The 13198-nt window shown below is 58.2% G+C and carries 13 protein-coding genes; 6 read left to right on the top strand and 7 right to left on the bottom strand.

Going from position 1 to position 13198, the window contains the following annotated elements; all coding sequences use genetic code 11:
• Positions 1–40: 40 nt before the first annotated feature.
• Entirely contained in the window at positions 41–1498 is a 1458-nt protein-coding gene (locus KQ940_RS01000) for a cbb3-type cytochrome c oxidase subunit I (RefSeq protein WP_217410837.1), read from the bottom strand.
• 16 nt (positions 1499–1514) lie between these two features.
• On the bottom strand, positions 1515–1961 hold the full coding sequence (locus KQ940_RS00995; RefSeq protein WP_217410836.1) for a c-type cytochrome: 447 nt from the start codon (positions 1959–1961) through the stop codon (positions 1515–1517).
• 189 nt (positions 1962–2150) lie between these two features.
• Here KQ940_RS00995 and norR point away from each other — a divergent pair, with 189 nt between their 5' ends.
• The 3 genes from norR (at position 2151) to KQ940_RS00980 (ending at position 4963) form a co-directional block, all read left to right on the top strand.
• Entirely contained in the window at positions 2151–3698 is a 1548-nt protein-coding gene (gene norR, locus KQ940_RS00990; protein WP_217410834.1) for a nitric oxide reductase transcriptional regulator NorR, read from the top strand.
• 126 nt (positions 3699–3824) lie between these two features.
• On the top strand, positions 3825–4196 hold the full coding sequence (locus tag KQ940_RS00985) for a hypothetical protein (RefSeq protein ID WP_217410832.1): 372 nt from the start codon (positions 3825–3827) through the stop codon (positions 4194–4196).
• 20 nt (positions 4197–4216) lie between these two features.
• Positions 4217–4963, top strand: coding sequence for a hypothetical protein (locus tag KQ940_RS00980; protein WP_217410830.1), 747 nt, complete (start codon positions 4217–4219; stop codon positions 4961–4963).
• Positions 4964–5007: 44 nt separating this feature from the next.
• On the opposite strand, the gene KQ940_RS00975 is transcribed toward KQ940_RS00980, so the two are convergent.
• Complete coding sequence (locus KQ940_RS00975; RefSeq protein WP_217410828.1) at positions 5008–6063, bottom strand: M48 family metallopeptidase; 1056 nt, start codon at positions 6061–6063, stop codon at positions 5008–5010.
• A gap of 96 nt (positions 6064–6159) precedes the next feature.
• Entirely contained in the window at positions 6160–7308 is a 1149-nt protein-coding gene (locus tag KQ940_RS00970; RefSeq protein ID WP_217410825.1) for a GGDEF domain-containing protein, read from the bottom strand.
• Between the two features lie 429 nt (positions 7309–7737).
• Here KQ940_RS00970 and KQ940_RS00965 point away from each other — a divergent pair, with 429 nt between their 5' ends.
• Positions 7738–8505, top strand: coding sequence for a hypothetical protein (locus KQ940_RS00965; RefSeq protein WP_217410824.1), 768 nt, complete (start codon positions 7738–7740; stop codon positions 8503–8505).
• A 1-nt stretch (position 8506) separates the two neighbouring features.
• Here the strand turns inward: KQ940_RS00965 and KQ940_RS00960 are convergent, their stop codons facing one another.
• Positions 8507–9367 carry a transglutaminase family protein gene (locus tag KQ940_RS00960; protein ID WP_217410823.1) on the bottom strand — a complete coding sequence of 287 codons (861 nt, stop codon included), beginning with the start codon at positions 9365–9367 and terminating at the stop codon, positions 8507–8509.
• A 111-nt stretch (positions 9368–9478) separates the two neighbouring features.
• Between KQ940_RS00960 and KQ940_RS00955 the strand changes: the two genes are divergently transcribed.
• Both KQ940_RS00955 and KQ940_RS00950 read left to right on the top strand, forming a co-directional pair.
• The gene (locus tag KQ940_RS00955; RefSeq protein ID WP_217410822.1) at positions 9479–10237 is read left to right on the top strand and encodes a DUF4197 domain-containing protein; all 759 of its coding nucleotides are present in this window, start codon (positions 9479–9481) and stop codon (positions 10235–10237) included.
• A gap of 18 nt (positions 10238–10255) precedes the next feature.
• Entirely contained in the window at positions 10256–11101 is an 846-nt protein-coding gene (locus tag KQ940_RS00950; protein ID WP_217410821.1) for a DMT family transporter, read from the top strand.
• Between the two features lie 5 nt (positions 11102–11106).
• Here KQ940_RS00950 and KQ940_RS00945 read toward each other — a convergent pair whose 3' ends face one another.
• Positions 11107–12228: a PQQ-dependent sugar dehydrogenase gene (locus KQ940_RS00945; RefSeq protein WP_217410819.1), complete on the bottom strand. Its 1122-nt coding sequence runs from the start codon at positions 12226–12228 to the stop codon at positions 11107–11109.
• On the bottom strand, positions 12228–13127 hold the full coding sequence (locus KQ940_RS00940; RefSeq protein ID WP_246589576.1) for a DMT family transporter: 900 nt from the start codon (positions 13125–13127) through the stop codon (positions 12228–12230). The genes KQ940_RS00945 and KQ940_RS00940 overlap by 1 nt, the downstream gene beginning before the upstream one ends.
• Positions 13128–13198 lie beyond the last annotated feature (71 nt).

Below are 13198 nucleotides of genomic sequence, written 5' to 3'. Positions count from 1 at the left end.
TTCGGCGGGCGGGAGTCGCCTCCCGCCCGGTCTTGGAGTGTTACTTGCAGCTGCCGCAGCAAGCGCCCTGGGCCTTGAATTCGCCTGCGGCCTCGGTCGCATGGGTTTCCACCACATAGGTGTTCACCGCCGCTTTCTGGCCGACGAAGAAGCTGGCCAGGTAGGCCACCAAGCCGGTGGCGAATACCAGACCGAACGCCTCGCGCACCCAGAACACCGGGATCAGCTTGGCCTGGGTGTTCATGAAGCTGAGCGCCCCGCTCTCCGGCAGACGCTGCAGCGCCACCTGCCAGGCACCGGCCACGGTCAGCGCCAGGGTGATGCCGAGCATGCTGATACACATGGTCCAGAAGGCGAAGGTTTCCAGCTTCTGTGCCACCGCCGGGTTGCCCTGCGGCCTGCCGCGCATGATTGGCATGGCGTAGGAGATGATGCACATCACGATCATCGCGTAGGCACCGAAGAACGCCAGGTGGCCGTGCGCCGCGGTGATCTGGCTGCCGTGGGTGTAGTAGTTGACCGGGGCCAAGGTGTGGATGAAGCCCCAAACACCGGCACCGAGGAACGCCATCACCGCAGTACCCAGCGCCCACAGGGTGGCGACGCGGTTACCGTGCTGGTGGCGACGCTGGCTGACGACACGGAAGGCGAACAGCACCATCATGAAGAACGGAACCGGTTCCAGCGCCGAGAAGATGGAGCCGAGCCAGAGCCAGTACGGGCCGGGGCCGATCCAGAAGTAGTGGTGCCCCATGCCGATCAGGCCGGAGATCAGCGCCAGCGCGATGATCACGTAGAGCCACTTTTCGATCACTTCGCGGTCGACGCCGGTGACCTTGATCAGCACGAATGCCAGGATCGCGCCGAGGATCAGCTCCCATACGCCTTCCACCCAGAGGTGAACGACCCACCACCAGAAGAACTTATCCAGTACCAGGTTGGCCGGGTTGTAGAAGGAGAACAGGAAGAACACGGCCAGGCCCACCAGGCCAGTGATCAGCACCATGTTGATCACGGTCTTACGACCTTTCAGCACGGTCATGCCGATGTTGTAAATGAACGCCAGGCAGACGATGACGATACCGATCTTGGTGATGGTCGGCTGCTCCAGGAACTCACGCCCCATGGTCGGCAGCAGATGGTTCATGGTCAGTTCGGCCAGTTCCCCATAGGGCACCAGCAGGTAGCCGAGTATGGTCGCGACGCCGGCGGCGGCAAACACCCAGAAGGTGGCTTTCGCCAGCCATGGGCTGTGCAACTCGGTATCGGACTCCTCGGGCACCAGGTAGTAGGAGGCACCCATGAAGCCGAACAGCAACCAGACGATCAACAGGTTGGTGTGTACCATCCGCGCCACGTTGAACGGGATGTAGGGGAAGAGGAAGTCACCGACGATATACTGCAGGCCCAGTATCAGACCGAACAGTATCTGGCCGACGAACAGCATCAGCGCAAATATGAAGTAGGGTTTGGCAACCCGTTGGGATTCGAATTTCATCCAGGCATCCTCCGGCTCAGCCTTCCCTGTTGGGCGGCCAGTCGTTGTCGTTGATACGTGAGGTCCAGATCAGGAAGGCAGACAGGTCGTCGACCTGTTCCTTGCTGAGGTGGAACTGCGGCATCTTGCGGCGCCCCTCGGTCGGCAGCGGCTGCATCGCCATCCAGGACTGCATGAACTGGGCGAACGCCGCTTCGTTTCCGTTGCCGTAACGGTCGTAGACGTTGGCCAGTTCGGGCGCGAAGTAGGCACCCTCACCCATCAGGCTGTGGCAGCCGATGCAGTTGTTCTCTTCCCACACCGCCTTGCCACGGGCGACGGATTCGGTGATGTTTTCGCGATGATCTCGCTGCGGCAGTTCGCGCAGGGTGTCGAGCGTCAGCCCAACCAGCAGTAGCAGGAAGAAAAAACCTCCGCCGTAGTAGATGTTGCGGGCCATGCCTTTGGTGAATATTTCACTCATACCGGCCTCCCCCTCTTGTTCGTTATGATCAGGTGCATACAGCTTTCCTCTGCAGGCGGTTTAAAGTCACTCTGATCTATCGCAAACGCCGTGCCAAAGCGTATCTAATTGTTTTATATGTATTTAATTTTTTATGTTGTTAATTCGACATCCATGATAAAGTTGTCGAATTGACATCTGGATATCAAAATGACTACACCTCATTTCAGTGAAAGCTTGATCGCCATCGTCGCCGACCTGTCACGGGACCTGCCGGTCAGCCAACGCTACCGGCGCCTGCTCGAGGCGATGCTGCGTATCTTCCCCTGCGATGCCGCCGCCCTGCTTCAGCTCGAGGGGGAGCAGCTCAAGCCGCTGGCGATCGAGGGGCTCAGCGCCGATACCATGGGCCGCCGCTTCAAGATCGACGAGCACCCTCGGTTGGAAAAGCTGCTGCGCTCCCGCGCACCGGTGCGCTTTGCCGCCGACAGCCCCCTGCCCGACCCTTACGACGGTTTGGTCGAAACCCACGATCACCAGTTACATGTGCACGACTGCATGGGCGCCTCGCTCTACATTGACGAGCGCCCCTGGGGCGTACTGACACTGGATGCGCTGGAGCCGGACACTTTCGACCGCATCGACCCGGTAGAGCTGCGCACCTTCATCGGCCTGGCCGAAGCGACGGTCAAGGCCGCCGCCCGCATGGCTTCGCTAGCCGCCAGGGCCGAACGCGAGCATCAGGTCGCCAGGGCGCTGCAGGAGGAGGGAAAATCGTTCGAGATCATCGGTGACAGCCCGCCGATCAGACGGCTGAAGGAGGAGATCGCCATCGTCGCCCGCTCCAATCTGACCGTGCTGGTACAGGGGGAGACCGGTGTCGGCAAGGAGCTGGTGGCGCGTCAGGTACACAGTCTGTCGGACCGCAGCGAAGAGCCGCAGGTCTATGTCAATTGCGCCGCACTGCCGGAGAACGTGGCCGAGAGCGAGCTGTTCGGCCATGTGAAGGGCGCCTTCTCCGGCGCTGTCGTCGACCGCGCCGGCAAGTTCGAGATCGCCCACGGCGGCACCCTGTTTCTCGACGAGATCGGCGAACTGCCGCTGTCGATCCAGGCCAAGCTGCTGCGAGCACTGCAAAGCGGCGAGATCCAGCGTGTCGGCAGCGACCGCTACCGACAGGTGGACGTGCGCATTGTTGCCGCCACCAACCGTGACCTGCAGAAGGAGGTCGCCGACGGGCGCTTCCGCTCCGATCTATACCACCGTCTCTCGGTCTATCCGGTGGAGGTGCCGCCGCTGCGCGAACGCGGTCGCGACGTGCTGCTGCTGGCCGGCTATCTGCTGGAGGCCAGCCAGCGCCGTCTGGGGATTCGCGCCCTGCGTCTCTCTCCCGAGGCACAGCAGGCGCTGATGGCGTACAACTGGCCCGGCAACGTGCGCGAACTGGAGCACCTGCTCAGCCGTGCTGCCCTGAAGGCGCGTGCACAAACCCACGGCGATACCGTCATGCTGCAGCGTGGGCACCTGGACCTGGAGGACTCCTTACCCAAAGGTCCGGACAGCGAGCCTTCAGCACCGCCCACGTTCACAGTCACAGTCACCGGACTGCCGATGAAGGAGGCCACAGATCAGTTCCAGCAGGATCTGATTAACCAGCGTCTGGCCGAGCATCAGGGCAATATGGCAGCTACCGCACGCAGCCTGGGACTCAACCGCAGCAATTTCTATCGACTGATGCAGCGTCTGGGTCTTCGCTAGCCGTTACGCCAACAGACACGGAGGCTTAGGTATCAACCCCGACTTTTCTGAAATGGTCGCTGTGTTAGTATTGCAACACCGTATAAAAAGTCATTAAAAATCAATCTTTGGAAAAGGAATGGCAATATGGATGCCCGCGCTATCCTTCTTATCGGCTCACTGTTGCTTACCGCCTGCGCACCGACCATCGGTAATAAACAGGATGTTCGCACCACCTCCTTCTTCGTTGGCGAAACGACTAAACAGGAGGTGGCCGATGTACTTGGACTCCCCGCCGACATCAGTAGGTCCGACGCTTTAGGGTTGGAGTACTGGGCTTACCGTGACAAGCCCGAGTTATCCGGCCTGATCGTACCGGTACCGGTAGGCGGCACAGCGGTACAAACCACATCCTTCTCGACGGGTCAGGACGGAAGTTATGAATTTAAGGATGCTGCTGCTATCTACGTGTTCGATCAGTCCAACACATTGATCGATGTGCGCTACCCCAGCAACTAACCAAGGAAGGAACCCTCAAGATGTTCTCGAAGATCAAAGTTACCTTTGTGATCCTGTTCTGCGCACTTATGGCTGGCTGCGCAGGCCAGATCAAGCCGATGTCTTCCGACGAGGTTTCGAACCTTAGTCAGAAAAGAGCTGCCGTCGCGTATTTCTACCCCGATAAAAAGATCAACTACAACGAACTCGTGTACAAAGTGCTCTGGAACGAGTACCGCTCAAACTCTGTATCGTTCGCGGGTTTATGGGATATTGAATCCGAACTTTCAGAGCGGTTTCAAACGCGCTTTCGGCAGATGGGGATCAACCAAGCCGTTCTGGCACGCGATCTCTTGAATGATGAGCAATATGCCAACCTCCAAGAGGACACCTACACCCACATCAGGGCTGTACTCAAGGCTATAAAAGATGGCGAGAACTTCCCGACGCTGACTCTGGGTGCAAGCTACCAGAAAGCGTTAGCGGATCAGGGTGTGGATCGTCTTGTTCTATTGGGGCAATACCCGTTCAATATAGAAGTATTCGGGCTTACTGACAGCGAAATAATGCGTTCCTCTGCTGACGTCTGGGTGATCGATACCAACGACGGAAGCATATTGTTCGATGGCGCCGCCTACATTAACTTTGGACACGAGTATGAAGAGAGTCCTCGAGAGATCGAGAGCAACAATCTGCATGCCTTCAAGGAAGGAATCAGGTCCGCAGTCGATAAAGAGTTCGCCCCCGAACGTTTGCCCAAGCAGATGGGCTTTAGCAATCCTCAGTAATCCCATTGAATAAGGCTCCCGACGGAGCCTTATTTTCCTTCCCTTCATTGATTGGGCATCAACGGTTCACCCTTGTTTATCTTGTCGTTAATCTCCCGGGTTGTCTGCTGAATCGCAAGGGTACGCTGGGCACTGATCGGGTGGGTTCGGAAAATCGAGTCATTATTTGTGTCCGGCGCCTCGGCTGCCATCCTCCTCCAGAACTCGCCCACACCGTCTGTCGGCATATGCGATCTGGCCATGATATACAGGCCAACATAGTCCGCTTCCTGCTCGAACTCCTTGGAAAACGCCTGTGATCCCATGTTTGCAAACAGCCCGTGTGTATTGATCCCGTAAGCAGCCGCAACCACGATATCGAGCACACTGGCCACTGACGCATTCGAGGTTTTAGATTCAATATGTTTCATGCCGTTATGGGCGATCTCATGTGCCAAAACCATCGCAATTTCGGCATCGCTTGCAGCGAATCGAATAAGACCTGAGGTGATGACTACATTGCTGCCATCGGCATAGGCGTTAATGACATTGCTCATTTTTACCTTTAGCGGGTAGTTGCACACGGGTTCTGGCGTTACCTTGACCGACAAGCGCTCATCTCCACGCAGCAGCTTGAACGCGACAGTGCCATTGCCTGCCTGTTGCATCAGTTGTCTGTAGTCCTCCACTGCCCCTGGACCACCGATAGTGGCCTGATTATTAACGGCCAACAGCATGTCGCCTGCCTTTATCCCCTCCTTGTCAGCAACCGATCCCGGTGTGACATCCGTAACCTTTAACGCCTCATCCAATTGCAACAGATCCTTTGCCAGCCGGCGTTGCTCGGGCGGCCAAGCGGAAATATTGTCTACCTTAAGACCCAGGGTACCGATTCGATTATCTTCGCAGAAAGGCAGAGCTGCACGTAGCAACGGTACCCCGATGCGATCAATGCGTTTCTGGTACTCAATCAGTGTCCGAAGCTTCAGCTCCTGCTGATAACGGATCTCATCACTGGTGATATTCGGGTTTAGAGAAACAGATTGCGTGGTTGGCGTCGCGCAACCTCCAGTTACCAATCCAAACGCCAAAATGAATGCACCTTTCACGGTGTGACGCATGAAACCTCCCCTTTTCATACTGTCGACAAGGTTTGTGTGCGCAGACAAATCACTACATGATTTGAGCGCTATTAGCCCCCTGGTCAGGCAAAAACGTTACTTGGAACAACCGCCCGTCCCCACAGGTTCGACCGTTTCGGTAGCGAGATACACACGGTTCCGCCCCTCCCGCTTGGCACGATAAAGCGCCTGATCGGCAAGCTCTAGCGCCTGATCGAGCGTAGCATATCCAGTCAGCGCCACGACGCCGATCGAGACCGTCATCCTGATCTCTGCGCCATGGGTAACAAAGGAGCGGCCGCGCAGGAAATCGCACAGCCGTTGCGCCGCCGAATAGGCGTCCTCCACGTCGGTGTTGGGAAGCAAAATATAAAACTCCTCTCCCCCCACACGAAACAGGCGATCATACTCTCTAAGCTGAGATCGGCAGCAGTTAACCATAAACTGTAGAGCCTGATCACCCACTGCGTGTCCGTAGCTGTCGTTGATCTGCTTGAAATGATCGATGTCCAGACACATCAGGCATAGAGAGCGGTTTTCTCTTTTATGGCGGCGCAACTCCCTGAAGGCAACAGCCTCGAACTCCCGACGGTTACCCGTACCCGTCAGGTGATCGGTGCGGCTGCTCCGCTCAAGCCTGCGTACCAGGCGGTTGCGCTCGGTTACATCAAGCATCACGCCTACCTGACCGCCCTTGCGGCCGTCAGACCGGAAGAATACCGCCTTGTAAAACTCAATATCCCGATGACTGCCGTCAGCATACCGCACTGGCGCCTCGTAGCGTTGGGTACCACCGCGCTCCTGTAGCTCGCAGTCGGCCCGGTAGTAGCGCTCGGCCAATTCCTTCGGGGCAACATCATAAACCGAGCTGCCGATCACCTCATCGGTCGGAAGGCCGATGAACTCACTGAACGCCGCATTGCATCCACGGTAGATATGCCGGTCATCCTTAAAAAATATCGGTGCCGGTATCGCATCGATTACCGCCTGAAGAATGTCATCACCCTGCGGGGTTGTATCTGCCACAACCGATGACTGCAGCACCAACAACTCGGATGCGATACGCTCCGCTTCGTCATCCGCTATGCAACTGAAGGCTCCAACAGCCATCCAGTCAGCGGTTTTCTTGATACTCCATTCAGCAGCAATAACGACTACCCGGCGAGCGCCAAGCAGAGGGTATTCGCGCTCACCGAGATCCGCTTCCGCGACCAGCGCTGTCGATGCGACCGGCGTATCGAACAACGAGGCAAACGCTTGCCACTCGAATGTTGTGCCCACCGACTCCAGATGGGCTGATATCCGGTCGATCAGCGGAGCACAAGCAGAAGAGTAAAAAACGGCAGATGGGGCCATCTCGACCTACGTAATTTATTGAGCGTAAAGGCTGTTGTAACGCCAACTACCATTATCTATCAGGCAATGCCTAGCTAACTCAGCCACCTTGGACATTAGCGTTTAACGTCTTTCTATAAAACGTATCCATTCGTGCACATTTAATCATTGATCTGAATCGAGGAGAACCCAATAACAATGCTCTCCTCAGCACAATGTGAACACTTCATTTCACCAGGTCGTATATCCCATCTCCACGCCTTTATGACTGATGCGGCTCTCTGGCTATACTGAGGGAACTGCTGCTTGCCGATCCTGTTCGCCTAACGAGGAACGGCGATGAAAAGGATTCTCCTATCAGCCGGTTTGCTGTCGGCCTGTTCTCTCTATCTGCCCACCACCATCACCGAGGCGGAGGAGCTCAATGTTGGCAAAATCTGCCCGGTGCTCTATCGCCAACAGAGTGTCGGTATACTGGCGTTTTCACAGGAGTGGTATCACAGCTTTCGCCAGGATGCGCGTTATATCGCGAGCGATAACGCCACCGGCGTGGGACTTGAGATCCATTTCCTGACCAACGCCTCCGGTGATATCAGGGGGCAGAACAGCGCCAGCTGCGACCGCTACCGAATACTTCAGGTGCGAAAAACGTCCGCACGGCTGTTCGATGGTGAAGAGGCGGTGCAGATCGATGTTCCCGATGGTTTCACCAGTCCCTTCTATGACAACCCCGGGCTGGAGCATGGCTATGGCACCCACCTTGCGCCGGAGGACGACCACGACAAACCCTGGACCGGGCGACCGGTCCGGGCGTCCACCGTTGCAATATATGACACCCCTTTCGTGTCGGCCCGTTTTGGCGTCGAGGGCCAGGATATCGAGGTGGATTTTGAAACCTGCGTCGTCTGCCAACGCTCCCAGGGCTACGACTCTGTCCTCTCCTGCGGACGTTGGGGCTATCGGCGGGAGTATATCGACGGCATGACCGGTTGGAGCGAGGCTGAGTTTACCGGCGTTCAGTGCGAGTCCCTGCCCAGCGAGCTGTTTCAACAGACGTTGCGCAACTCCAGTCGGATCGAGTACAGCTACTGGATCAACTGGCGCTGATCTACGCGGACGTATCCAGCAGTGTAATCCATACGCCGACCTTTAACTGTGCACCCTCCGGGCCGACAAAGGCGCCCTCCACTGGGGTTACCGACTCAGGATTGCGCGCCACCGCCACCGGTATATGGTTGATGCCGACGACCTCGCCCCCGGTTGGGTCAAACCCTTTCCAGCCGGCGCCAGGGATATAGACCTCCACCCACGCATGAGTGGTACCGAATGACTCCGGGCCGGGCGGCACATACAGATAACCACTGACGAATCGAGCCGCGAATCCCAAGTGGCGCACGGCAGCCATGAACAGGTTGGCAAAGTCGCGACAGGAGCCGCTGCCAAGCGAGAGGGTCTGATCGGCGCTCTGCACCCCAGGCTCCTCGCGGACCTGATAGTTGAACCGCTCCCTGATTGACCGACAGATCTGGTCAAGCAGCGCATAGGACTGAATCGCCTGTCCCGATTGCCACAGCGTGTTCACCCAGTCGGACAGCGCGGGCGAAGCCGGTTTCTTGCTCATAAAGGGCTTCAACACCTCGATATCGCCCTCCCGGTAGTTAAACGGATAGTCCACCGCATAGCGCTCGACGAGAAAGTCCAGCGGGGCCTGATCGAACTGCTGCACCTCCACTTCACTCAGAATCTCAAGTTCCGTGCATGGCATATCGAACTCGACGGACGCCACTGAATTATCCTCGACGTCGCGATACCAGCGCACCTCCCTGGGCAGCGGTGTTATCGACAGTCGGGAGCTCTGTATTCGCTGGTCATGATCCTCTCGAGGCCGCACTCTCAACCTGTGGGATAGCAAACTTACCTCCCCGTTGAAGCCATACCAGGTGCTGTGCCGGATGCGGTAGGTATTCATACCCACTCCGTCCCACTTCGATTCATCTCCCGTACCAAAACTCCACCCCTTTAATGGCATGAATTCACTATACTCTCTCCACTGACCCGCTATTCGACAATGGAGTGACGCATGCCCCGCCAGCTTTCAATAGCCGCTATGGCCCTCTGTACCATCCTTGTAACGCCCTCCACCCAGGCGGGCCTGAAGGACCTGCTCAATCAAGGGCAGGAGCTGCTCAAGCAGAGCACCCAATCTCAGAGTAGCAGCTCCACCACAACGGATCTCGACAACGACACCCTCACGGCGGGACTTCGCGAAGCGCTGGAGGTGGGTACTCAGCGCGCTGTCGAAACCCTTTCCGCACAGGACGGATACCTCGGTAACCCGGCCGTACGCATCCCGATGCCCGGCTATATAGAGACCGCCAGCGGCTTGCTGCGCAAGGCGGGCCTGGGCAGCCAGGTGGACGCCTTCGAACTGAGCATGAACCGCGCGGCAGAAGCGGCGGTAACCGAAGCAACGCCGATCTTCGTCGATGCGGTCAAGGGGATGACGATCGAGGATGCGCGACGGATATACGCCGGCGGTGACAGCGCGGCAACCGAGTATTTCAAGACGAAAACCTATGACCAGCTGGGGGAGAAGTTCAAACCACGTATCGAGGAGTCGATGGCACAGTATGGCGTTACCAGCGCTTATCAGCTGCTGGTCGATTCCGCCGGCTCAAAAGTACCCATGCTGGGCGGCATGAGTCTTGATCTCACAGATCATGTCACGGAAAAGGCGCTCGACGGACTGTTTTTGATGCTGGCCGAAGAGGAGAAAAAGATCCGCGAACAACCGGTAGCTCGCAGTACCGAGCTTCTGCAGAAAGTCTTTGGCAACTAACGACAGGGAGATACAGGGATGTCGTTAGGGCGACTTGTGCTGTTAACCCTGGTCGCCATGATCGCATTCGCCAGCAACTCTCTGCTGTGTCGCGTGGCACTGCGCGAGACAGAGATCGATGCGGCCAGCTTCACCACCGTGCGCCTGCTGTCCGGTGCATTGATGCTCTGGCTGATGCTGGCGCTGCGCGGCCAACAGCGTAACCATTCCGGCAGCTGGCCCTCGGCCCTCGCGCTATTTGCCTATGCCGCACTGTTCTCCTTCGCCTATATCGACCTGGCAGCCGGTACCGGTGCCCTGATTCTGTTCGGATCGGTGCAAGCCACCATGATAGGTTACGGCCTCTATACCGGAGAGCGTTTCACCGCACTTAAATGGCTTGGACTGTTTTTGGCTCTGGGAGGACTGGCCGGCCTGGTGCTGCCAGGTCTGACGGCGCCGCCGCTGTTCGCGTCCATATTGATGGCCGGCGCCGGTATCGCCTGGGGTGTTTATTCACTGCGAGGCAAGGGCGCTGGCGATCCATCACTGGCGACTGCCGGTAACTTTATCCGCTCGATCCCCTTCGCGCTGTTACTGGCGGCGTTAGGCTGGGGTGGCGGCATGCTCAACGCCGACCTTCCTGGCGTACTCTGGGCCGTGGCTTCCGGTGCACTGGCATCGGCACTGGGCTATTGGATCTGGTACACAGCGCTGCCACACCTGAGCGCAACCAATGCCGCAACGGTGCAACTGAGCGCCCCGGTGATCGCGGCTATTGCCGGTGTCGTGCTGCTCGATGAGCTGTTGAGCCTCAGATTGCTGCTGGCGTCCGCGGCGATCCTAGGCGGCATTGCACTGGTGATACAGCAACGCGCTCGCTAACCGGTTCAGGGCCTCAGCCGCAGAATACGGCCGCTGTCGGTGGAGAAGTAAAGCCAGCCCTCAGGGCTCTGAACCAATGCCCGAACCCGTTCTCCAAGGGGGAGGAGCAGCCGCTCCTCTGCCACCGCTTCCCCCTTGTCATTCAGCTCAACCCGGTTGAGATGCGTCAGCTTCAGGGCACCGGCAATCAGATTGCCGCGCCAGGCGGGAAAGGCATCGCCGCTGTAGTAGAGCAGGCTCCCCGGCGCGATGGAGGGAATATACACCTTCACCGGAGACTCCATTCCCTCCCGCTCCGAGCCTTCACCCACATCGAACGGCCCCCAATACTCTTTGCCGTAGGAGAGCACCGGCCAACCATAGTTGCCACCGGCTTTGATCAGGTTGATCTCATCACCGCCACGCGGACCGTGCTCGATCTCCCATAAACGGCCGTGCCCGGCATCCCACGCCAGCCCCTGGGGATTACGGTGTCCATAGCTCCAGATCTCCGGCAGCACGCCATCACGCCCGACAAAGGGGTTATCGGGCGGGATAGATCCATCCAGATTCAACCTCAATACGCTGCCGGCATGTGTCTGCAGATCCTGCCCGTTGGGGCGATGGCCCCTATCTCCCACGCTGAAATACAGATGTCCGCTGCCATCAAACGCGATACGGCTGCCAAAATGACGACCGGTATCGGTGGCGGACCGGGTCACCAGCAGCTCCTGCCAATCGACCAGGTGAGTGTCCTGCAAGCGCGCACGAGAGAGCACGGTTACCCCCTGCCCCGACTGATTCTTCACCCAGGTAAAATACAGCCAGCCACCCGCGGAATAGCCCGGAGGCACGGCAACGTCGAGAAATCCACCCTGGCCTTCCGCCATCACCCTGGGTGTCCCGGTCAACTCGGTCAGGGTTTCGTTATCGATATTCAGGATCGCGGCGCCCCCCTCGCGGCGGGTAAACAACAGCCGCTGCTGATCCAGAAACGCCATCCCCCAAGGCACGCCCCCGCCCTGCGCCAGCGCCTCGACACGGAACGGCATGCCGGCACTTTCCCCCTCGAGCACAAGCTCCGCCGCCGTCACCGGCAGGGAATAGATCGCCGCGGCGATGAAGCAAGATGAGATCAGCCTGCGCATTACACTACTCTCTCTGTTTCCTCTTCAGCTTTTCTTTTCGGACCGGAGGCCATTTTCCGGTTCGACCGGTTTAAGGTTAGCATCCCCCCGGCAAAGACGAGCACCATGCCGGCGACGGTCATCAACGCGATACTCTCATCCCAGAGCCACCAGCCGATCAGGGCAGCCAACACCACCGAGCTGTAGGTAAAGGGGCCGAGCTGTGCCGCCGGCACCATGGTATAGGCGCGGCTCATCGACAGTTGCGCCACCGTGGAGGTGGCACCCAGACCGAGCAGCCAAAGCAGTTCAACTGCGCTGGGCGTAACCCAGTTGAGCGCGGCCGGCAGTGCCGAAAACAGGGCACCAAAAAGGGCGAAATAAAACACGATCCTCTTCGGCGGTTCGGTCAGGTGCATCCTGCGTACCGTCACCTTGGCCAGTGCGCTCAATGCGGCCCCAAGCAACGCCACCAGCATCCCAAACTCGATCACGCCCTGCTGCGGATTGAGGATGAGCGCTACGCCGCAAAAACCCACCGCCAGTGCCACCTTCACCCGCCTGGGCACCTGCTCGGCCAACCACCAGTACGCAATCATCGGCACGAAGAAAGGTGCGGTCTGTTTTAGCAGTGCCGCCTGCCCCAGCGGCAGCGCCGACCAGGAGTAGTAAAGGCAGGCCATGGCACTGATACCGACGATAGCGCGCATCAGGTGCAGATGGATATTGGCTGTCGCCAACTGCCCAACGGCCCTGAGCATCATCGGCATCATGATCAGCAGCCCCATCAGGTTGCGCATGAACACGATCATCAGCGTCGGCAGTTGATCGCTGACCTGACGGATAATCAGGCCACTGCCGACCAACATCGACTCAGCCAGCACCACGAACAGCGCTGCAGTTACCAGTGAGTTGTTCAATCATTACTCCAATAACGACGCCGCCCCACATCGGTGGGGCGGCGTCGTAAGGGGATGTCCAGCGTGGCTCC

The sequence above is a fragment of the Marinobacterium ramblicola genome (assembly GCF_019084545.1).
Classification (GTDB): domain Bacteria; phylum Pseudomonadota; class Gammaproteobacteria; order Pseudomonadales; family Balneatricaceae; genus Marinobacterium_D; species Marinobacterium_D ramblicola.
The sequence above is the reverse complement of the archived record's forward strand: the minus strand, read 5'-3'. Positions and strand labels throughout refer to the sequence as shown.